General features: G+C 57.9%; 21 protein-coding genes. 13 read left to right on the top strand and 8 right to left on the bottom strand.

Features of this window, described 5'->3' with window-relative positions; translation table 11 throughout:
- Positions 1 to 60: 60 nt before the first annotated feature.
- From PMI25_RS16580 to PMI25_RS16555, 6 genes are all read left to right on the top strand, one after another.
- Positions 61 to 771: a response regulator gene (locus PMI25_RS16580; protein WP_045122085.1), complete on the top strand. Its 711-nt coding sequence runs from the start codon at positions 61 to 63 to the stop codon at positions 769 to 771.
- The gene (locus PMI25_RS16575) at positions 768 to 2,096 is read left to right on the top strand and encodes an ATP-binding protein (RefSeq protein ID WP_007967038.1); all 1,329 of its coding nucleotides are present in this window, start codon (positions 768 to 770) and stop codon (positions 2,094 to 2,096) included. The genes PMI25_RS16580 and PMI25_RS16575 overlap by 4 nt, the downstream gene beginning before the upstream one ends.
- 62 nt (positions 2,097 to 2,158) lie before the next feature.
- Positions 2,159 to 3,343 carry a DUF2252 family protein gene (locus PMI25_RS16570; protein WP_007967039.1) on the top strand — a complete coding sequence of 395 codons (1,185 nt, stop codon included), beginning with the start codon at positions 2,159 to 2,161 and terminating at the stop codon, positions 3,341 to 3,343.
- 93 nt (positions 3,344 to 3,436) lie between these two features.
- Positions 3,437 to 4,726, top strand: coding sequence for an NAD(P)/FAD-dependent oxidoreductase (locus PMI25_RS16565; RefSeq protein WP_007967040.1), 1,290 nt, complete (start codon positions 3,437 to 3,439; stop codon positions 4,724 to 4,726).
- Positions 4,727 to 4,739: 13 nt separating this feature from the next.
- Positions 4,740 to 5,297 (top strand): helix-turn-helix domain-containing protein, encoded by a 558-nt coding sequence (locus PMI25_RS16560; protein ID WP_007967041.1) that lies wholly within the window; start codon positions 4,740 to 4,742, stop codon positions 5,295 to 5,297.
- A gap of 21 nt (positions 5,298 to 5,318) precedes the next feature.
- The gene (locus PMI25_RS16555) at positions 5,319 to 6,665 is read left to right on the top strand and encodes a glutamine synthetase family protein (RefSeq protein ID WP_007967042.1); all 1,347 of its coding nucleotides are present in this window, start codon (positions 5,319 to 5,321) and stop codon (positions 6,663 to 6,665) included.
- A gap of 83 nt (positions 6,666 to 6,748) precedes the next feature.
- Here PMI25_RS16555 and PMI25_RS16550 read toward each other — a convergent pair whose 3' ends face one another.
- Positions 6,749 to 7,585 carry a PhzF family phenazine biosynthesis protein gene (locus PMI25_RS16550; protein ID WP_007967043.1) on the bottom strand — a complete coding sequence of 279 codons (837 nt, stop codon included), beginning with the start codon at positions 7,583 to 7,585 and terminating at the stop codon, positions 6,749 to 6,751.
- Positions 7,586 to 7,792: 207 nt separating this feature from the next.
- Here PMI25_RS16550 and PMI25_RS16545 point away from each other — a divergent pair, with 207 nt between their 5' ends.
- The 3 genes from PMI25_RS16545 (at position 7,793) to PMI25_RS16535 (ending at position 10,514) form a co-directional block, all read left to right on the top strand.
- On the top strand, positions 7,793 to 8,617 hold the full coding sequence (locus tag PMI25_RS16545; protein WP_007967044.1) for an AraC family transcriptional regulator: 825 nt from the start codon (positions 7,793 to 7,795) through the stop codon (positions 8,615 to 8,617).
- Positions 8,618 to 8,689: 72 nt separating this feature from the next.
- Positions 8,690 to 9,076 (top strand): cupin domain-containing protein, encoded by a 387-nt coding sequence (locus PMI25_RS16540; protein WP_007967046.1) that lies wholly within the window; start codon positions 8,690 to 8,692, stop codon positions 9,074 to 9,076.
- A gap of 454 nt (positions 9,077 to 9,530) precedes the next feature.
- Positions 9,531 to 10,514 (top strand): LLM class oxidoreductase, encoded by a 984-nt coding sequence (locus PMI25_RS16535; RefSeq protein WP_007967047.1) that lies wholly within the window; start codon positions 9,531 to 9,533, stop codon positions 10,512 to 10,514.
- An 89-nt stretch (positions 10,515 to 10,603) separates the two neighbouring features.
- Here PMI25_RS16535 and PMI25_RS16530 read toward each other — a convergent pair whose 3' ends face one another.
- From PMI25_RS16530 to PMI25_RS16515, 4 genes are all read right to left on the bottom strand, one after another.
- On the bottom strand, positions 10,604 to 10,906 hold the full coding sequence (locus PMI25_RS16530) for a putative quinol monooxygenase (protein ID WP_007967049.1): 303 nt from the start codon (positions 10,904 to 10,906) through the stop codon (positions 10,604 to 10,606).
- A 226-nt stretch (positions 10,907 to 11,132) separates the two neighbouring features.
- Positions 11,133 to 12,233, bottom strand: coding sequence for a low temperature requirement protein A (locus PMI25_RS16525; RefSeq protein WP_007967052.1), 1,101 nt, complete (start codon positions 12,231 to 12,233; stop codon positions 11,133 to 11,135).
- Positions 12,234 to 12,331: 98 nt separating this feature from the next.
- Positions 12,332 to 12,871: a DsbA family protein gene (locus PMI25_RS16520; protein WP_007967054.1), complete on the bottom strand. Its 540-nt coding sequence runs from the start codon at positions 12,869 to 12,871 to the stop codon at positions 12,332 to 12,334.
- An 11-nt stretch (positions 12,872 to 12,882) separates the two neighbouring features.
- Positions 12,883 to 13,425, bottom strand: coding sequence for a redoxin domain-containing protein (locus PMI25_RS16515; RefSeq protein WP_007967055.1), 543 nt, complete (start codon positions 13,423 to 13,425; stop codon positions 12,883 to 12,885).
- A gap of 962 nt (positions 13,426 to 14,387) precedes the next feature.
- Between PMI25_RS16515 and PMI25_RS16505 the strand changes: the two genes are divergently transcribed.
- Positions 14,388 to 14,924 carry a hypothetical protein gene (locus PMI25_RS16505; RefSeq protein WP_007967058.1) on the top strand — a complete coding sequence of 179 codons (537 nt, stop codon included), beginning with the start codon at positions 14,388 to 14,390 and terminating at the stop codon, positions 14,922 to 14,924.
- Here PMI25_RS16505 and PMI25_RS16500 read toward each other — a convergent pair.
- The gene (locus PMI25_RS16500; protein ID WP_045122084.1) at positions 14,901 to 15,815 is read right to left on the bottom strand and encodes a LysR family transcriptional regulator; all 915 of its coding nucleotides are present in this window, start codon (positions 15,813 to 15,815) and stop codon (positions 14,901 to 14,903) included. The two genes, PMI25_RS16505 and PMI25_RS16500, sit on opposite strands and share 24 nt — an antisense overlap.
- Before the next feature lie 179 nt (positions 15,816 to 15,994).
- On the opposite strand from PMI25_RS16500, the gene PMI25_RS16495 reads away from it, so the two are divergent.
- A complete protein-coding gene (locus PMI25_RS16495; protein WP_007967062.1) occupies positions 15,995 to 16,642 on the top strand; it encodes a hydrolase in 648 nt (215 codons plus the stop codon).
- Positions 16,643 to 16,982: 340 nt separating this feature from the next.
- The gene (locus PMI25_RS16490) at positions 16,983 to 18,650 is read left to right on the top strand and encodes a GMC family oxidoreductase (RefSeq protein ID WP_007967064.1); all 1,668 of its coding nucleotides are present in this window, start codon (positions 16,983 to 16,985) and stop codon (positions 18,648 to 18,650) included.
- Between the two features lie 61 nt (positions 18,651 to 18,711).
- Here the strand turns inward: PMI25_RS16490 and PMI25_RS16485 are convergent, their stop codons facing one another.
- Both PMI25_RS16485 and PMI25_RS16480 read right to left on the bottom strand, forming a co-directional pair.
- Entirely contained in the window at positions 18,712 to 19,950 is a 1,239-nt protein-coding gene (locus PMI25_RS16485; protein ID WP_007967067.1) for an MFS transporter, read from the bottom strand.
- Between the two features lie 94 nt (positions 19,951 to 20,044).
- Positions 20,045 to 20,374 (bottom strand): Dabb family protein, encoded by a 330-nt coding sequence (locus PMI25_RS16480; RefSeq protein WP_007967069.1) that lies wholly within the window; start codon positions 20,372 to 20,374, stop codon positions 20,045 to 20,047.
- Positions 20,375 to 20,724: 350 nt separating this feature from the next.
- On the opposite strand from PMI25_RS16480, the gene PMI25_RS16475 reads away from it, so the two are divergent.
- Positions 20,725 to 21,618 (top strand): NAD(P)-dependent oxidoreductase, encoded by an 894-nt coding sequence (locus tag PMI25_RS16475; RefSeq protein WP_007967071.1) that lies wholly within the window; start codon positions 20,725 to 20,727, stop codon positions 21,616 to 21,618.
- The last annotated feature ends 1 nt before the right edge of the window (position 21,619 follow it).

Below are 21,619 nucleotides of genomic sequence, written 5' to 3'. Positions count from 1 at the left end.
GACCCGCCCGCCAGAATAGTTTTAGATGCGTTCTTTTTTTGGCCTGAGGATCCTGTGCCCGTGAGCAGACTGCTGATCGTCGACGATGATGTGGAAATTCTGGCCCTGCTGAAAAAGTTCTTCGTCCAGCACGCCTACGAGGTCGATGTCGCCGCGGACGGCGCAGCGATGTGGGCGGCAATTGCCCAGCAGCGCCCGGACACGATCATTCTCGACCTGATGCTGCCCGGTGAAGGGGGCCTCAGCCTGTGCCAGAAAGTGCGGGCGCAGATGGGCATTCCGATCATCATGCTGACCGCCATGGGCGAATTGAGCGACCGGATTGTCGGCCTTGAACTGGGCGCCGATGACTACGTCACCAAACCGTTCGCCCCGCGTGAACTGTTGGCCCGTCTGCGCGCCGTGCAGCGTCGCGCTGGTGAGCAGGTCAGCCCGGCGAGTGAACCGGCGCGGCCGGTGATCGCCTTCGCCGGTTGGCATCTGGATATCACCTGTCGCGAGTTGCGCTCCCCGGAAAACGTGATGATTCCGCTGTCCGGCGGCGAGTTCGATCTGCTGGTGGTGTTTCTCGAACACCCGCAGCGCATTCTTACCCGCGAACAATTGATCGACCTGTCTCGCGGTCAGGGCCACGACGCCTTTGATCGCAGCATCGACGTGCAAGTCAGCCGCCTGCGGCGCAAGATCGAGCCGGACAGCAAACGCCCGGACCTGATTCGCACCGTGCGCAACGGCGGTTATATGTTCACCGCCAAGGTCAGTCGCACATGATCCGTCGATTCCTGCGCCGTGATCCGCTGAGTCGGCGGATTGCCCTGACCATCGTCGCGGCCATGCTCGCTTCGCTGGCACTCAATTTCCTGTTCGTGGAGGTTGCCGGAACCTGGGCGCGGCCACCGATTGAACGCACCGGGTTGCTGGAGCAGATCGCCGCGACCGTCAAGGTGATCGAGGCTGCGCCCGCGCCTTTACGCCCAAAACTGGCGCAAGCGGCAACCGGCCCGGCGCTGGAGGTGACGTGGCGTGCACAACGGGCCGAGTTCGGATTGCCAACGGCGGGTACGCAGCTTGTCGCCGACAAGACGTCGGGCTTGCATCAGTTGTTTGGCTATGAGCGAGACATTCGGGTGTTCAACCCCGGTGACTGGCCGAGTGGCAGCCCGCTCGGCCGCTATGCGGCGCTGATTCAATTGCCGGATGCCAGCTGGTTGCTGTTCTCTTCGCCCGAGCGCTCCTGGGGTCTGGACATTGGCACGCGCATCGCGATCATCATCGCCCTCGGCCTGATCGCTACCGTGCTGGTGGCCTGGCTGGCCACAAGGCAACTGGCCCAGCCACTGCAACGTTTCGCGAGCGCCGCCCGGCGTTTTGGCGGCGACCTGCGCGCGCCGCCGATCAAGATCGAAGGCCCGGACGAGATCCGTCAGGCGATCATCGCCTTCAACACCATGCAGGCGCAGATTCAGCACTACATCAGCGAGCGCACGCACATGCTCGCGTCGATTTCCCACGACTTGCGGGCACCGCTGACCCGCATGCGCCTGCGCAGCGAGTTCATGGAGGATCTCGATCATCAGGACAAACTGATTCGCGACATCGAAGAAATGCGCCTGATGATCAACTCCGCGCTGGCGTTTTTCCGGGAGGACACGCAGCCGGAACCCACCACCGCGTTCGACCTGTCGGAACTGCTGCAGACGATCGTCGACGACTATCGCGACCAGAACATCGCTATCGACTTCAGCGGTCCCGCGCATCTGGTCTACGAGGGCCGCCCGCTGGCGATCAAGCGGGTGATCGTCAACCTGCTGGAAAACGCCGAAAAGTACGCGCAGCAGCCGGCGATTGCCTTGAGCCGTGATGGCCTCGGCGTCTGTATCGACATCACCGATGACGGGCCGGGGATTCCCGAGGCGTCATTGCAGCAGGTGTTCGATCCGTTTTTCCGTCTCGAAACTTCACGCAATCGCGAGACCGGCGGGGTCGGGCTTGGGCTGTCGGCGGCGCGGGCCATCGTGCGTGATCAGGGCGGTGAACTGAAGTTGAGCAATCGCTGCAGCGGTGGCTTGCTGGCCCGGGTGGAGTTACCGCTGTAATACTTTGAAACATTTGCCAGCGGCCGGCGGTCAACAGGACACATTCTCTGCAAGAAGCGTCCATGAAAACCCCACGGCCCTCCGCACGTCTTGAACCCTTGTCGCAACTGCGCAATCTGAAAATGGCCCGTTCCGCGCATGCCTATGTGCGCGGCAGTACGGTGCAGTTTTATGAGTGGCTGCACAGCCAGCCCGGGCGCAGCCTGCCGAAAGGGCCGGCGGTGTGGATCTGCGGCGATTGTCACGCCGGCAATCTCGGGCCGACCGGCGATCTGAAGGGGCGCATCGACATTCACATCCGCGACCTTGATCAAACGGTGATCGGCAATCCTGCGCATGACTTGGTCCGGCTGGCACTATCGCTGGCGACTGCCGCCCGTGGCTCCGATCTGCCGGGTGTTGCCACGGCACGGATGCTCGAAGAGATGATGCGCGGCTATGAGCAGGCATTCGAAGACGATGTCGACAAAGAGCCGCCAAGACCCGCGCAAGTCAAGGCCGGCATGCGCAGCGCGGTGCAGCGCACCTGGAAGCATCTGGCGCAGGAGCGCATCGAGAACACCAAACCGACCATTCCGCTGGGCAAGCATTTCTGGTCGCTGTCACGGGAAGAACGCAGCGCGCTGAAATCGCTTTGCGCAACGCCTGACGTCCATACGCTGGTGACGTCCCTGAAAGGCCGCTCAAAGGACGACCGAGTGAAAATGCTCGATTCGGCCTACTGGGTCAAAGGCTGCAGTTCGCTGGGGCTCAAGCGTTATGCGGTGTTGCTGGGGGTGGGCGAGGGCGATGATCAGGAATATTGCCTGCTCGATATCAAAGAGGCAGTTGCTGCCGCCGCCCCCCGGGTGGCGCGAGCAGCGATGCCCCGCGACAACGGCAAACGTGTGGTCGAAGGCGCACGTTTCCTTTCGCCGGGACTGGGCAACCGGATGATTGCCACGCGAGTGCTCGACCATGGTTTCTTCATTCGTGAACTGCTGCCGCAAGACATGAAACTGGAGCTCGATCAACTGAGCCAGACCGATGCCATGCTCGCCGCCGGGTATCTGGCCCGGGTCGTGGGGCTGGCCCATGCGCGGCAGATGGACATGAGTACCCGCGCCGAATGGATGCGTGAATTGCAGACCTGTCGCTCGAAAACACTGGATGCGCCGTCGTGGCTGTGGACGAGTGTCGTGCAGTTGGTGGGCAGCCATGAGAAAGGCTATCTGGAGCATTGTCGGCGCTATGCGCTGGAGCACTGATTTGCGTGCGTGAAACAGTTGCCGGTTGCCGGTATGAAATTTGTTCTGTAGATTTTCATGAAATTATAAGAACAGAATTTCACGAGGCGGCAAATGTTTCAGCACTCCCAGCGCCATGTCGACAGCTATTACGCGCACAGTTGCGCCGATATCCTGAGTCACCGACCTGCACTCGAAGGCGCGCAGGCCTGCGATGTGGTGATCATCGGCGCGGGGTTCAGCGGTTTGCACACAGCGTTACGACTGGCGCTGGCCGGCAAGCGCGTCACCGTACTGGAAGCCAGTCGCGTGGCGTGGGCCGCGTCCGGGCGTAATGGCGGGCAGGCGATTTTGGGCTGGTCGTGCGACATGCCGCCGCTGGAGGCTGCGCTTGGATATGAGCGCGCCAGGCGTCTGTGGGACGGCATGCGTTGGGCCGCGCAGGAGCTGCGTGAATTGCCCGGGCGACATGGCTTCGATTGCGACTATCGCCCCGGCCATTTGTGGACCTCGGTGATGCCGCGTCGGGTCAGCCTGCTGACTGAATGGCAACATGAAGCCAGTCACAAGTGGGGCCACGACGGGTTGCAATTCATTCCCCGTGAAGACTTGCCGCAATGGGTCGCCAGCGAACGCTATCAAGCCGGCCTTTATGACGCCGAAGGCGCACACCTCAATCCGCTGAAACTCGCGCTCGGGCTGGCCGCCGCCATCGAACGCGCCGGCGGGCATATCTACGAACAAAGCAAAGCGCTGAGCTATCAGCGCGAAGGCGACGGTTACCGGGTCAACACCGAGCACGGTTCGGTGAAGGCCGATGTGCTGGTGCTGGCCTGCAATGCCTATCTCGATGAGCTCGACCCGCAACTCTCCAGCTGCATCCTGCCGGTCGGTACCTATCAAGTCGCCACCGCACCGCTGACGCCGGAGCAAGCCACTGCGCTGCTGCCGAGCAACGTCTGTGTGACCGACAACCAGTTTGTTCTCGATTACTTCCGTCGTACCCCCGACAACCGTCTGTTGTTCGGGGGCGGCTGCACCTATCTGGGCGGCATGCCCAAGGACATTGCGGCGGCGACTCGGCCGTTTCTCGAACGGGTGTTTCCGCAGCTGAAAGGTGTAGAGGTGGAATTCGCTTGGGGCGGGCATATCGATCTGACCATGAACCGTACGCCGGATGTCGGCGGCGAGGGCAATCGTTATTGGCTTCAGGGGTATTCGGGCCACGGCGTGCTGCCGACGCTGGCCGCCGCCCGTGCGGTGTCCGATGCGATTCTTGGCAAGGATGATGAGTTGGCGTTGTACCAGGGCCTGAGCAATGGCCGTTTCCCCGGCGGCAAATACTTCGCTGCACCGCTGGAAGCCATCGGCAAAGCCTGGTATCGGCTGCGCGACAGCATTTGATGAGATTTTGACCATGAACAAGCAAGAAGAAATCGCCGCGCTGGCGATCCTGATCCACGACCTGCGCAAGCACAAGAAATACACCCTCAAAGAGCTGGCCGACAAGATCGGCCGTTCGGTGGGTTTTCTCTCGCAAGTCGAACGTGGGCTGTCGCGCCCGACGGTGGCCGATCTCACCGCGATCAGCGAAACCCTCGGTGTGCCGACCACCTATTTCTACAGCCTGCCCAAAGCCAAACAAGTGCCGTGGGTCACCCGTCCGGACGAACGCCGCACGTTGTATTACGCCAACGGCATCACCGACATTCTGGTGTCACCGCAGATGCGTGCCTCGTTCTCGATGCTCGAAAGTCATCTGGAACCGGGCGCGAGCAGCGGCGACCGACACATGAGCGACAGCTCGGAGCAGGGCGGTTACGTGCTCGAAGGCGAACTGACCTTGTGGCTGGGCAACGACGACGAGCCGGTGACCTTAAAGGCCGGCGACAGCTTTCAATTCGACAGTCACACCCATTGCCGTTACGGCAATCTCACCGGGCAGCTCACCCGCGTGCTGTGGGTTTACACCTGATAACAACAAAGGATGAACACGATGGACGCTGTCTGCTCTGACCTGCTCGCTGAAGTGCGCGCGTTTCGCCAACGCTACCCCGAAGTGCGTTATGTCGACCTGATTTCCCTGGACATTCCGGGGCATTTTTACGGTAAGCGCTATCCGGTGGACATGCTCGAAAAAGTTGCGGCGGGCAGCGCGCTTAAGCTGCCGCAGAACTGCGTGCTGCTCGGCGTGCAGGGCGGTCTGTTCAAGATCGGTGATTACTGCTTCAACGACGGTGATCCGGACGCCGTGCGCCGCCTCGTCCCGGGCACGCTCAAGCCTGTGACCTGGGAAGCGCAGCCGCTGGGGCAGATGCTGATTACCTCCGACGGCACCGCCAAACCGATCGAATTCGAACCCCGTGAAGTGTTGGCGCAAGTGTTGAATCGACTGGCGGGCAAAGGCATTCACCCGGTCGTGGCGTTCGAGCTTGAGTTCTATCTGTTCGACAAAAAACTGCGCGACGGCCTGCCGCAATTCCCCCGCGATGAACTTACCGACGATGCCGATGATCAGCCGAACATGCACATCGAACGCCTGTCGCGCTTCGCTCCGGTACTCGATGAAATGGTGGAAGCAACGCGGGCTCAGGGCATTGACGCCACGGTGATCACCGCCGAGCTGGGACCGGGTCAGTTCGAGATCAATTTCGGCCATCTGGACGACGGCTTGCGCGCGGCGGACTGGGCGGCGCTGTTCTGTCGCAGCACCCGTGGCGTTGCGCTCAAGCACGGCTACCGCGCCAGTTTCATGGCCAAGCCCTACGTGCAACATCCGGGCAGCGGCATGCACGTGCATGTCAGCCTGTATGACGCCGCTGGCAATAACCTGCTGGCCGCCAATCACCAGCAAGCGCTGCGCCATGCGGTGGCCGGTTGCCTGGATCTGCTGCCGCACAGCATGCCGATCTTCGCCCCGAACCAGAACGCCATGCGCCGCCTGAGCGGCACGGTGAACACCGCGACCCAGGCGAGCTGGGGTTACGAGGATCGTGACGCCTGCCTGCGCATTCCTGAATCCGACACGAAAAACCTGCGCATCGAATACCGACTGGCCGGCGCCGACGCCAACCCGTATTTGGTGTTGGCGGCGATTCTGGTGGGGCTGGAACATGGTCTGGAAACCGGCAAGGAGCCGATCCCGCCCCTTAACGACGATCGCAACAGCGGTATCGATTTTCCGACGGAAATCCTCGACGCGGTGCGCGCTCTGCAGCACCAGCCGCAACTGCGTGCGGGACTGGGTGCCGAGTTCGTCGACGTGTATTGCGAGAACAAGCGTCAGGATCACCTGGCATTCATGCAGGAGATCAGTGCGCGGGAGTATCGCTGGTATTTGTGAACACGGTTCAGCACCACACTTGAGTCAGGTGCAGCGGCCGCGATGACCGGATGGAATTCAGTACCGGTGAATTCCATGGTTCATCAAAAGACCACCCGCCCCGAAACACAGTGCTGTACTGCTCCGCCAACCCATACGGTACCGTCGACGTTTTCGATGTGCAGTCGCCCGCGGCGCCCGATGGCGCTGCCCTGGCTCACGCTGTAGCGGTCGTTCAGGATGCCCGCGCCGATCAGCCACTGAGCCAGGCTTGCATTGAGGCTGCCGGTGACCGAGTCCTCGTTGCATTCTTCCCCCATGAAGGCTCTGACTTCCACGTCGGTTTCGGCCTGCGGCCCATTCCATGGCGCAATAACCCCGACATTCAACCCCTGCAGCGCCGCGTAATCGGGTTTGATCGCCAGCACTTCTTCGCGGCTCCCCAGCAACACGCCCGCCCAGCCGGGGCCGTTGTCTACCCACTGGCTGGCCCGGATCTGCCCGGCGGCGAGTCCGAGCCCTTGTTCGATCAGGTTTGACGTCATCGCATCCAGCGGCCCGCTGCGCACCAGTGGCGGCGCGCAAAACGCCAAGTGAGGGCCTTGCCTGCGTACCCGAATCAAGCCTGCCGGGCATTCCTGAATAATCTCGACTTGCCCGGGATTTCCATTTCGGGCCAGCCATACCTTGCAGCTGCCCAGGGTAGGGTGGCCAGCAAAGGGCAGCTCGCGCAGCGGAGTAAAAATCCGTACGCGGTACTGCGCTTGCGGCGTTTGGGGTTTCAACAGAAAAGTGGTCTCACTGAGTTGCGTCCACCGGGCAAACGCCTGCATCTGCTCGGTTGTCAGCTCATCGGCATCCGCCACGACGGCCAGCGCGTTACCTTCGCAAGAGTGATCAGCGAATACATCGACTTGTTCGAACGGCAAAGAGAGCGGCATTAAGTATCCTTCACAGGTAGAGGCGGTGCACATCTGCACTCGGCGGCCAAGGCTAGTCGTTGCACGGTAATAATTAAAGAATGCGTGGGTTCTGAGGATGTCCGCCGCAGGTGGGTTTCGGCCAGAAGCAGACATCCAAATCCTGCACTTGTATATTCCCGACAGGGTCTTCACCAGCACCGTGCAGAAGCGGGAGGCGACAAATTCATGGATCAGAAAAAAGGCCAACCTGGCGGCGCCGACTGGATCATCCGCAGTGTTCAATCCGAAGGGATCGAGTGTATTGAAGCGTGGTTCGGCAGCCACGGCTACGATCCCCATCGACACGACACCTACTCGATCGGCCGTACTTTAGCGGGCGTCCAGAGCTTTCACTATGCAGGCTCGCTGCGCCATGGCGTTCCCGGCAACACACTGGTGCTTCACCCCGATGAACTCCACGATGGTATGGCCGGCACCGATGCAGGCTTTCGTTATCGTATGGCCTACGTTGATCCGGCATTAATCCAGAACATCCTGGGGGGAGAACCGTTGCCCTTTATCGCGGGGGGAATTTCCAGTGATCCGCGTCTGTTCCATGCCAGTGCGGCGTTCGTACAAGCAGTGGATCATCCACTGGAAATACTGGAGCAGCAGGACGCGCTCTATGACTTGGCAATGGCATTGCGTGCCGTCGGTGGTAAGCCGCGCGGGCGCAAGCGCCTGGATTACCGCGCAGCCGAGCGCGCCAGAGCGTTTATCCTGGAACATCTGCATTCATCCATTACGCTGGAGATGCTGGAGCATGCCAGTGGACGCGAATGCTGGAGCCTGTCACGCGACTTCAGAACACTTTACGGTACCAGCCCTTACCGATTTGTCACCCTGCGCCGCCTGGATCGGTTCCGCGCATTGGTGCTTGAAGGGTTCACCCTGGTGGATGCGGCCCTCGTCGCGGGTTTCCACGATCAAAGTCATATGACGCGACACTTCACCCGTTGCTACGGAATACCGCCCATGCGCTGGCTGGAGCGATTGCGAGCTGCACGCTGACTTGCAGGATCGTACAAGAACCCTCTGCTCAATGCTCTATAGGCTGGCAACTTCAACCACAGAGGATTTGTCATGTCAGAGCTGCATCAGCAACACTCATCGTTTCCTGTAAACCTGGCTCATAAGGCTTCGCTCATCGAACAGCACTGGAGCCCCAGAGTTGTTGCGGAAATGAATGACTACCAGTTCAAGGTTGTGCGAATCGAAGGCGAATTCATCTGGCACTCACATCCCGAGACCGACGAAGCATTTCTTGTCCTGGAGGGCACCTTGCGCATCGACCTGCCGGAAGGCTGCGTCTATGTGAATCCGGGTGAACTGTATGTGGTGCCCCGTGGCGTTAAACATCGCACGGCTGCCAAAGGTGAAGTAAAACTGATGATGATCGAGCCACGAGGGATTTTGAACACCGGGCATGAAGAGGGCGAAAGAACAGCGTTGAACGACGTCTGGATATAAACCAGCGCCATCCCGGGCAAGGTCTGCGTCGAGTTGAAAATAGTGGGCTTTGGTTGGCTGCTATCGGCCAATAGCGGCCGTTCTGGAATGGCAGGAAACGACCGATAGATGTCTTCGATATGCAACTTTCGCCCGGCAGCGGCTCGATTGTAAGAATATGGCGGAGAGCTGCAAAACCGCCTACGCTTATAGAATTATTCCTCGAACACCTTGCCCATCTGGTGGTATAGAGCCGAGAGATCTGACTTCCTTTGACCGTCCACTTAACACCCACCCGGACCGACCCGCGCCTATCGCCAGCAACTGCCCCCTGAATCCGGTCCACACGACCAGCAGTACGGCGCAACGGGTAAAAGCCAGACCCAGTCCCCCACCTGTCGTTCAAAAGCGACCGATGCCGCAGCACCTCTGGAAACGGGGGCGCTGTTCACGTTCTGCCATGAGGTCAATCCGTATGTATCGGCCGAGCACGGTTCCTTACCAGCAGCATCTAGGGTTTAGCCGAACCTTCACTCAGGGGCATTTGAGCCTTGGATTATTCTTTCCCATGGAGGCGTTCGACGGGGACACTCCGAGCATGCTCAACCAGGTCACACTGGCTAAACAAGCCGAGGCGCTGGGCTTCTGCGCGCTCTGGTTTCGCGACGTGCCGCTTCGCGACCCTGGCTTCGGCGATGTCGGCCAAGTCTTCGACCCCTGGGTGTACCTGGGCTATATGGCTGCCCATACCTCGGAGATTGCGCTTGGCACCGCTTCCATTGCCATCCCTTTGCACCATCCCCTGCACACGGCCAAGGCGTCAGCCAGCGTCGATCAGTTGAGCACAGGTCGCTTGATTCTGGGGGTGGCTTCGGGAGATCGGCCGGTGGAGTTTTCGGCTTTTGGTGTCGATCCCGAAAGGCGTGGAGAAATCTTTCGAGAACACTACGAAGTGATTCGGCAAGCCCACAGCACCAGTTTTGAGCCCATCCACTGGAGCACTGGCGAAATGCACGGCGCAGACCTGATTCCGAAACCCACCACCCAATTCATTCCAATGCTGGTGACCGGCAACAGTCGCCAGTCACTGGATTGGATCGCGCGTGAGAGCAACGGATGGATCAACTATCCACGCATACCGAATATGCAGCGGCTGGTCGTGGAAGATTGGCGGCTGGAGGTCACCAGGCAATGTGGCTCTGTGTACAAGCCCTTTACTCAGTCGCTGTACATCGATCTCGATGAGAATCCGTCCACGCCACCCACACGTATCCATTTGGGGTTCAAACTTGGACGTTACCATCTACGTTTTTTGCTGGAGTCGCTTGAGGAAATCGGCGTGGACCACGTCATTCTCAATCTCAAATATGGCAAGCGCCCTGCGGCGGAGGTTATTGAGGAATTGGGTACGCACATCGTTGCGCAGTTCGGAGTGCAGCCGCGTCCGGCAGCGCATTGAGGATCGGTCACTGCTACGCCGACGGATGCTCACTTGACGAAGCCATCGTGAGCCTCCCCGAACTGAATGGAACTTCCTGTTGGATTTGCTTAACCGGGCAGCTTGGCCGCAAGGACGTCAACCTTCTCGATTGATGGCGGTTCGGCAAACAGTTCGGCAGCGTTTGCCATAAGCGCCGCCGCGACCTTGCCCGAAAGATGAGCCTGCCGGCCCGCTTCATCCGGGAATGCGTCAAAGATGCCAAAGGTGGACGGCCCCAAGCGGATTCCAAACCAGACTGTAGTGGCTGGCTCCTCCTCCACTAAAGGAAGGCCGCTCAAGAGAAAGCGCTCCACCTCATTCTCTTTCCCGGGTTTTGCTTCCAGACGAACGAACAACGCTACTTTGACCATGACGTGGCTCCTGTTGTTACGGTGCGGCTGGTGCTATCGGGTCGCAATAGCTAAAAGGGGCATCCGGCAATTAACTATGGTCGACGACACCAGGATTACAAACCCAAAGAGACCAAGGGTAGCGTCGCATGTCGCTCGGACACTGAGAATGACGTAGCGGGCAACGTGCAAGCCGCAGACCAGCCGCTTGATCACTTTTCCCGAGCTGTGGCCTGATAATAAAGACTCAACGATATCTGAAATTCAGGAGAACATAACAGATCATGGTTACTGTCAGGCCGACCAATATGTACTCGACACGCGGTAGAAATATAACTAACCCACCTAAAGAAAGCACGATCAAGGTGTTTTGCAGTATGTATTTCCTTATTCGACTCACGGCTATGAAATAGCCATATTGCTTCCCCAGGAAAAACAATGCCATGCCGATGATCGACATGATCTGGAAATCGCGCATCGCAATGTCATTCAGGATCGCATGCCTGATCAAATTTGCCAGGAGTGCCAGCCCCATAAAAAGAAAAAGGTGCGAGTAGATCAAGGCGTGCCCACTCATACTGCTGTGATTTTTGCTCAGCAGGTAAAAGCTATCAAAATAGATCCACCAGATACTGCAAATCATGATGAATCCGGTGATGGCCGCCATCACATTGTAATAACCCCATTGAATGTTAGATAAGCCTCCGGAAAGGCTAATAATTGACTCCCCCAATAAGATTAGGGTGAGCAGGCCTATGCGCTCAACCAAGTGCTCTGTGTGTGCTGGCAACGGCTTTAGTTTAGTCCAGAAAAATACAGGAAACAGAATATCAAGAACAATCCCAATATAAGCAACAAGGTAACGCAAGGGCGGGTCAAAAATAACCGATGAGAGACTAATGACTGCGCTAATTAACAGGGCGAAGCCGAGCCTAGAGGAGAGCTCGCCGCGAGAATCGAATTTACTTATGGACGAAATGTACATGATGCTGATGATGGCACGTATGCCAAAATAGCAGGCAATAATAAGCGGGTAGTTTACTTCCAGATCTTCCCCGATCCGTGCCGATAGCACAATGAGCAGGAGCATTATGAATAATGTTGCCAAACGGTGAGGATTGCTGTCTGTATCAAACCTGTTGGAGTAAATCGTGTGACTGGACCAGATCCACCACAACGGTACAAAAAGCAGCAAGAATGTCCATAATTGCTTATGTTCAAAGTGGCCTTCATGAACATGTCCGAGAGTATGCGTAACCTGGCCTATCGTCACTACGAAAGTCAGGTCGAAAAACAACTCCAACCATGTGGCGTGTCGATTTTTTTCATAATACTTCAAAGATTTCATTAGCTGCCGGCTCCGTGTACACCTCTTTAATGTAGAAGGAAGCTAACGCTGGTTTGCCCTCGGCTCTGGTGTGGGTGATGCCAGGCCGATGTCGCAATCTAGCGATTTCGTCCGCGCACTAACAGAAGCTCAATCATCTGACTCATCTCGTTGAACTCTGGGACCCCGTCATAGCGAAGCCCGTCAAAGTAAAACGCCGGAGTACCGTTCACGCCGCTGCGTACACCGCCATTGAAGTCGGATTGTATTTTGGGGATGTAAGTGTCCTCTCGCATGGCAACGTCGAGTTCCTCGCTGGAAAGGCCGTGTTTTAGAACAATGGCGCGATACAGCGGCAGGCCCAATCGATCTTGATTTTCATACAATTCGTCGTGAGCCTCCCAGAAGAACCCTCGACTCCCGGCATGCTCCGCGGTGACCGCTGCACCCAGCGCATGCGGGTGAGCGGTGGTCAGAGGAAAGTTACGGAACACGAACAGCAAATCATCGCGAAAATGCTGTTGCAGATTTTTGACCATCCAATACGCTTCACCGCAATAAGGACATTCATAGTCACCAAATTCCACCAAGGTGACCTTGGCATGCGCACTTCCCTGGCGATGGTCGTTGGCACTTACCGGGACTTTGAGAGTGGCCATGTAATCACCTGTTAATTTTTGGTTGGCGTGCTTTGTGGTGAATTCGCCAGAGCATCCAGCGCATCCAGAATGCCGTCCGCCCCAGGGTTGATTGCCATTGGTGAGATGTAGCTCCAGGCGACCACCCCCTCCTTGTCAATCACGAACAGTGCCCTCTTACAAACTCCGAGCTGGGACTCGTACGCTCCATACTGCCGTGCCACCGCCCCTTTGGGCTCGAAATCGGCCAGCAGGCTGAAGTGGAAATTTCGATCTTTGGCAAAGGCCTGATGACACCAGGCGCTGTCAACCGAGATACCCAATAGCACCGCACCGTATTCTCTGAAGGTGGGTAACAACTGGTTGTACAAGGTCAGTTGGTCACCACACACCGAAGTCCAGTCAGCGGGATAAAACGCCAATATCACGGGATTTCCCTTTAGCTCACGCAGCGACAACTGTTGATCAGGGGTTGCGTGAAGAGTGAAGTCGGGCGCGACAGTACCGGCCGGCAGCGGACCCTGAACCAGGTCGCCATTGGTTTTTTGTGCATCATCGAACTCTAAAGTATTCATTGCTTGACCCTTGATAGATGGGTGGTTGGGACGTGCTCAGTGGGATGCGACGTGCCCGGCGGGATAACTCCATCCACCATCAAGGGGTTCAAAAAAGACAACGCTGCCTCGAACTCAGCCTGAGCCTGAGTGATTTCGGCAGCGAAACATTCACGTTCCGCATCAAGGAACACAAGAAGATCCGCCGTGTAATCGCGGAATTGGATTAGGCCAGGTTGGCAGGGGAATGGTCGGATTCGCTCTGGCTCACCAATGACTATAGTCGTTGATGACGCTTGCCGTAGTAGCTGAACGAATTTTCGGTACCCTCCAGTGCCAACAACACTCACGCGCTTATCTTGCTACCATTTCAGGCGGCGTTTTAACACGATGATTTTGGCAGCTATTTCGCCACTTCAGACAAATCTACATCTACTTTCTGGACGACAACTGCTGCCCATTACGACAAGCAGAAATCGACCAGAGGCAGACAATGAACCGCCTTCAGGTCGACAGAATGAAGGTTGATATGGGAATGCTCTGGGCAAACGAGTCGTTGTCATTAGTGTCGGCATCGTGGGCGCTTCGCTGGCGTATCACCTGGCTGATAAAGGCGCGAATATCACCTTGGTTGAGGCTGAAGGTAATCAAAGATGCGGCTCGTGCAGCGATGGTGCTGTACCTAACGAATAGTCGAGATCGGTCTTCGGGAAGCTGAGCGGTAGCCTATGCGAATATTGTCACTGACCGCTTTTGGCCGGAAGCAGTAGTTCCCGGATGTCCGCTACTGGCCGGTAGCGGTCGCCTGCCGACGTCCGCTTTTGGCCGAAAGCAGCCACTCAACGATGGCGGCACGTTGCCCGACCTGCAAAAAACAAAACAGCCCGCAAAAACTTACGTCGATGGCGCGGTTATCTATCAGTCTTTAACTGACCCTGCAAAAACCGCACAATTGCCGGCTTTTTTCTCGACAGGAAGTTCCCATGCAACGGATTGTAATTCTTGGCAATGCCGGCAGCGGTAAATCTACCCTTGCCCGCGCCTTGGGCAGGCGTCTCGATCTGCCCGTGGTGCATCTGGACACTTTGTTTTGGGAACCCGGCTGGATCGAGCCAGACGCCGAGCAGTTTCGCGCACGCGTCAGAGAAGCGATATCAGCAGATGTCTGGATCTGTGAGGGCAACTATGCCCGGCGCACATTCGACCTGCGCCTGCCTCGTGCCGATCTGGTCATTTGGCTCGATACGCCGCGGTTCACCTGCTTCACTCGGGTGATCTTGCGCAGCGTATTGAATCGACCTCGTGCAGACCTTGCTGCAGGTTGTACGGAGAAGCTTGATCGGGCGTTCCTGACCTTCCTGAACTTTGTATGGAATTTCGATCGTGGTTATCGCCCTGGTATCGAGGCCGTGCGTCAGGCCATTGGCCCGCAGGTCCCGACGGTGCACTTGCGATGCAAGCGCCAGATTGGCGCATTTCTGGATAGCTTGCCCGCATCACCTGAAGTCTGCCTGATGTGACAGCGGCTGCACCGCCAGGTGTGGCGTTTCGCCGAAGAACTCGATCAGCAGTTCAGTGAGCACACGAATTTTTCGCGCAGGGTGCGGACCCGGCGGGCGGATGATGTAGGCACCGGCCGGAGGGGGAGGATGGTTTGTCATGATCGGCACCAGTGCGCCGGATGCCACGTGTTCATGGGTGAGGCAGTCGGGCAGGTAGGCGACGCCGAGGCCTGCGGTCGCGGCGGCGACCAGGGCGATGCCGTTGTCGGCCTTGAAGCGGCCTTGCGGACGAACCGTGATGATTTTGTCGCCATCCATGAATTGCCAGGCTTCGGTGCCCTGCATGAGCGCCTGATGGGCCATCAGTTCATCCGGTGTCTCGGGCGCGCCGTGCGCGTTGATGTAGGCGGGGCTCGCGACGAGCTTGCCGTAGACCGGGCCAATTCGTCTGGCGATCAGATTGGAGTCCTGCATATAGCCCACCCGGATGGCGCAATCGTACCCCTCGGCAATCAGGTCAACGAAGCGATCGCTGTAACAGGTCTGGATGTGCAGCTGCGGGTGCCGACGCGCCATTTCTGCCAGCATCGGGGCGAAGTGACTCGGGCCGAACGACAGTGGCACGGCCACGCGCAAGCGGCCGCGGAGGGCGCCGGCGGGCAGGATCGTTTCCTTGGCGATGTCGATCTCGGTGCAAACCCTGGCGGCGTAGTCCCGGAACGTCGCCCCGGCCTCGGTAAGCGCCGCCCCGCGCGTGGAGCGGGCCAGCAGTTGCACACCCAATTCGGTTTCAAGCCGAGCCAGGCGGCGGCTGACGATCGATTTCGATACGCCAAGCCGCAGGGCAGCCTGCGAAATGCCCCCGGCATCAGCCACTTCCACGAAGGTCTGCAGTTCTTCGATGTCCACGCTTGCGTTCCTCTTTTCGCGACACAGCACGTCGCGCAATGCTACTACTGCGTCGAACATGGGAACAGCACAATGGATTTTCCGGGCATGGCGTCATTCGCACGTGTCTCGGAATCCATCACCCGCACAGGCTTCGGCCTGATTCACAAACGTGCGTCACCCATGAAAAGGATTTACCAATGGCAAGCGAGACTCTCCGCAACCCCCATACCGATCAACTACTGACCCCGGAAAACTCGGCGTTGATCATCATCGATTATCAGCCTGTTCAGGTTTCTTCGATCCGCTCGATGCCGCGTGATGAACTCGTCTTCAACATCACCAGCGTCGCGAAGGCGGCGGTCAACTACAACCTTCCGATCATCCACTCGACAGTCAATGTCGCGACCGGCCGCAACAAGCCGCCGATTCAGGAGTTGCAAAAGGTGCTCGGCCATCTACCGACCTATGACCGCACATCGATCAACAGTTGGGAGGACACGCAATTCAAGCAGGCCGTCAAGGCGCTCGGGCGCAAGAAGCTGATCATGACTGCACTCTGGACCGAAGCGTGCCTGACATTCCCGGTGCTCGACGCGATCCAGGAAGGTTATGAGGTTTATGTGCCGGTCGATGCGGTCGGCGGCACATCGCTCGCCGCGCACGAGGCGGCGTTGCGCAGAATGGAACAGGCGGGGGCGAAACTCATCAGCCGGGTGCAAATATACTGCGAACTACAGCGCGACTGGGCGCGGGAAGTGACCGTGCCGGGCTTTCTGGGCGTATTCGAGAACTTCGACGGGTTCAACGCTGAAAAAGCGCTGGAAGAGGCGAACAACAAGGCTTGATTAGCGGGCAGTGGATGAAGGTGTCGCTCGCGAAAGCGGGCGATACCTTTATTTTTTTCCTGCTGCAGATGACTGCTTTTGTCCCCCATCCTGGAGGAGCAGTCACGTTTATCGCTGAAAAACTCATTTTCAGTTATGGCCGTTGTTGCTGCCTCCGCTCGAAAACTACCATGCGACGAAGTCGGAACGGCGACAGTGACCGCGTTTCTCGACGAATTCAGTCAGGCCGGCTCGCTGCTCATCGCTTTCAACTATCTCCATCGTGCAATGGGTATCCCACGCTGAAATGCCGCGGGTTGATCCCTGCAAACATCCAATAAAAAGAGAGGCTGGTTCGCATATGCGCAAGACGTATCTTGTTGTCGGGGGCGGTACTGCCGGAGCGGTGCTGGCGGCACGATTATCCGAGGGGGATCTGGCTGATGTCGTGTTATTGGAAGCCGGCCGCGATACGCCTCCCCACGCCATGCCTGACGATATCAATGATGCGTTTCCTTCGGCATCGCTCAATCCAGGCTATTTCTGGAGTAACCTTGCGGCGAGGCGAAGGGCAGGTGGTCCCGGGTATCCTTATCCGCAGGCACGGGTGTTGGGCGGAGGCTCCAGTATCAATGGCATGTGGACCCTGCGTGGCCTGCCAACGGATTTTGCCCGGTGGGTGGAGTTGGGTGCTGAGGGCTGGGGGTGGGAGCAGGTCTTGCCTTTTTTCCGCAAGGCCGAAGGTGATATCGATAGAACCGCTGTGCCAGCCGGGCCGTTTAAAATTCGACGCCCGTCGGAGGTTGAACTTCCAGGCTTCGTTCGCAAGATACGCGATGTGCTGGCGGGCAAAGGAGTCGAGGTGATCGATGACATCAACGAACAGCCGGATTGCGGTTTTTTCAACATGCCTTATGCGGCGGTTGGCGGCCAGCGTTCCTCCAGTGCCAGCTGCTATCTGACAGCTCAGGTACGTGCCCGGACCAACCTGCGAATCATTGCCGACGCGGCGGTGGAGTCGATCCAGATGTCCGGCAATCGCGCGTGCGCAGTCATCTACAAAAAAGATGGCGAGGTGCACAGTATCGCCGCACATGAAGTGATCCTGAGTGCCGGAGCGATCCATTCGCCGGCAATTCTCATGCGTTCCGGGATCGGTGCATCTGCCGCGTTGAATGCCCTCGGTATCCAGACTCGTATCAATCTTCGAGGCGTGGGACAGAATCTGCAAAACCATCCTTATTTGCAGATGGTACTGACGCTTCCCCGCCTGGCGCGGCAGAAGGCTGCGTTACGTGCCTTTGCCTGTGCCGGGGTCAGGCATTCATCTGGCTTGAAGAACACAACACAGGGTGATCTGTTTCTTGCGTTTCTTGGACGTGTCAGTGCACGGAGTTTCGGCACGGACCTGGCGATGTTCAGCGCTGCGCTGTACGCCCCGAACTCTCGCGGCAGAGTCGAGCTGGTGTCCGCGGATCCGCAGATTCCGCCCAGCGTTGAGTTTGATTTTCTCAGCGATCCATTGGATACCGAAAGGATGCTGCTGGCGGCCCGTTTCGCCGAATCGCTGTTGGCGGAGCCCGGATTCAGATCCTGCTTTCATGATGCGTTCATCATGCCGCCGGTGATGGCTGCCAATCAGTTCAATCAGCAAGGTCTGGCGGGCCTGATCATGAACATTGGGGCCAAGGCGTTGTTAAACGGCCCTTCCATTTTGTCCAGGTGGCTACTCTCAAAGAGGTTCAGGCCAGGTCGCTGGATCGCCAGTGCTAGCCGACGAAAACCGATGAGCGATGCCGAGATTCTGGGCGCCATTGCGCCGATGGGGCATCCGGCAGGTACTTGCCGAATGGGCCATGCATCTGATCCGGATGCCGTGGTCGACGCTCAGTGCCGGGTGCTGGGAGTCGAAGGGCTGAGGGTGGTCGATGCTTCGATCATGCCCGTGATCACCAGTGCGAATACCAACTTGAGCACGATCATGATTGCCGAAAAAGCGGCGAGCATGATGCTGGCCGATCGGGTCTGAATCGTCTCAGGAAAACAGCGATGATGCCGGACAGCGTCATCGCCGTTTCTGAATGAAGTGGTTACTTGAGTGAGTGGCCGCGCAGGCGGCCAATCGGCTGGCTCAAGGTCTTGGTTGCTGTTTCTGCTGAATGCATACCGACTCTGGGCAACATCAGTGCAACCAACGCTGCCAGACCGAAGAAGCCGGCGCAGACAATCAGCCCACCACTGAACCCGATAGCCCCCGAAATCCCCGCCAGAGCGAATGGCGCCAGGGCCGATACGCCGCGTCCGACGTTGAAGCAGAAGCCGGCTCCGGTAGAACGAACCCGGGTCGGAAACAGTTCGGCAAGATAGGATCCGAACAGTCCGAAAAATGCCGTGAACAAACCGAACAGCGGACCGAGCCAGAGCAGCACTTGGTGATCATTGGTCAGGGCATAGATCGGCATGATTGCGGCGACACCCAGCAAGGTGATCACGATAGTGCGGTGTCGGCCAATACGGTCAGCCAGCAGGCCGAAGCCGTTGTAGCCGATGAACATGCCTGCGTTCAGTATCGTTACAAAGTAGGCAACCGATGTAGAGGGCAGGTTTCGCTCAACGGCGAGGTAGGTAGGAAGCCAGGCCATCGCGCCCCAGTAGCCTGTCAGGGCAAACGCCGACATCAGCGTGCCGAGAATGGTCGTACGGCGCAAAGAGGGCTCGAATACATCCCGGACGACCACAGGGGCAGCGCCATGTGCGGCCTTTTGCGTAGTCCATTTGGCAGACTCGCGAAAGAGGATGGCAATCGTCAGTACCGGCAGCAGCACGGCGGCGCCGGCAATCAGAAACATCATTCGCCAATCTGGCAGAAAGTGGCCGGAGACCAGCGCTGCCACGGCCCCGCCTGCCGGGAATGCACTGATCACGAAGGCCGCGGCGCGTCCGCGGCTTTGGACTGACCAGGTTTCCACGATGTAGGCAGATACAACGCTCCACACCGACCCCAGGCCAATGCCGGCCAAAAACCTCAGGATTAAAAAGCAGGTGAAATTGGGCACGATTGCGATCGCTGCAGTGAATACACCGAAGGTGATCAAGGCAGTCAGCAGCGCCGTTTTACGTCCATGGTTATCCGCTACATAGCCGCCAGTTACACTGCTCACGCCGATGCCGATCAAGGTGGCGGTGACAAGCAGACCACCTTGAGTGGCAGAAAGCCCCAAGTCGCTGCGAATGGAGGGGAGTGCCAACGACAGGAGGACGATTTCCACGGCGTCAAACAAGTACGCAAGGAAACATCCTCCCAGTACGATCCAGCGATTCTGATTCATTTTTTTTGTACCTCTATTGTTATTGTTATACGACGGTGTGCTTGCAACGCGGGTCGGGGAGGGTAGATGCCTCTGGGGGAGTCGCTACGCGAACTTACAGCCCCGGTGGTTGAGCCGTGGAGCAGTAATCCACCTGATAGCGGGCAATTCGAAGATCTCCCAGCTCCTGTTTGACGCGCAGGTGTTCCGGGTGCACGGCGTAGTTTTCAAGTGCTTCCCTGGAAACAAACTCCGAATACAGCACCACATCACACGCATACTCGATGCGGCTGAAATCCACGCCGATTTCGAGGTGTGTCATGCCAGGAATACGGCCGAGCAGGCTGTCGAAGGATGCTTTGATCTGCCGGGCGGCCTGGTGCCGTTCAGCATCGTTCCGGCCTTTGAGATTCCACATCACAATGTGCTTTACGTTGTCGCTCATCTTGCCGGCCTCGTTGTTCAGTAGTGAAAGGTAGCGTTTACAACGGGGTTACCCAGCTGTCGGTGCTGACGCTAAAGCTTCGACGCCACGGGATAAATGCCGTGGGTGAAATTCAATATTTCGCGAATGGAAAAGCGCACGAGGCGTTCAGCCAGCGAGCGTCTATCCCGAACTATTGCGACTGGTGGAAAACACATTTCCGGGGGCGTCGTAGGTGGGCAAAGGCAGTTTTGCTAGGTTGCCTGTGACGTAAATCCACCAATGGAGAGCGGTATAAAAATGAAAAGCACAAAAATGAACGCATCGGTCTTTCGCAACTTCTGCCTTTACGCAGGAGGCGTGAGCTTCGTATGAACGCACCTGTCATCGGCTGGATCGGTCTGGGAAAAATGGGCACTCCCATGTGCGAGCACCTACTGGACGCAGGCTATTGCCTGCTGATTTTCGACATGAACAAACAAGCGGTAGAGGCCTGTGCCGCCAGAGGCGCTCAGCCTTGTGAAAGTATTGCCGAGCTGGGACAGAGGGCTGATATCGTGATCTCGATGCTTCCTGACGACAGCGCCTTGATCAACGTCAGTGCTCAGGTCTTGAGCCATATGGCTGCCGGGAAAATCTTTGCGGATATGAGCACGGTCTCTCCCGAAGCCTCCGCAACCATCGCTGCCTCTGCCACCGCAGGTGGCATCGATTACGTCTGCGCGCCTGTTTCGGGCAGCACCGAGTTGGCGCGCAAGGCAATGCTCACCGTGTTCGCCTCAGGCGCAAAGCCGGCGTGTACAGCGCTGGAACCCATCTTCGCCACATTTGCTGCGACCTGTTACCAGGTCGGTTCGGCGCACCAGGCCCGCTACCTCAAACTGGCGATCAACCATATGGTCGGTTCAACAGCGGCACTGATGGGCGAAGCACTGGCCTTGGGTCGCAAGGGTGATGTCGACTGGGACGTTTTGCTGGAGGTCATGGCATCAAGTGTCATTGCTTCGCCCTTGGTGAAGTACAAGATAGATACCCTCAAGGCGCGCAATTTCGCGCCTGCGTTTACTGCAGCGCAAATGCTCAAGGACATGGGGCTGGTCACATCGGCAGGCAAACACTCAGGCGTTTCGATGCCGCTGGCGGATCGGGTCTACACCTACTTCCAGGACTATGCGCGACATAGTCCGCAGAACGACTTCTTTGGTGTGCTCGAGGATGTCGAAGCACAATCGGACCTCCAGCCTCTAGAGCGAACCACGCGCTGAA

It is taken from the genome of Pseudomonas sp. GM30 (assembly GCF_000282275.2).
Lineage (GTDB): Bacteria > Pseudomonadota > Gammaproteobacteria > Pseudomonadales > Pseudomonadaceae > Aquipseudomonas.
This window is presented reverse-complemented; position numbering and strand designations above follow the sequence as displayed.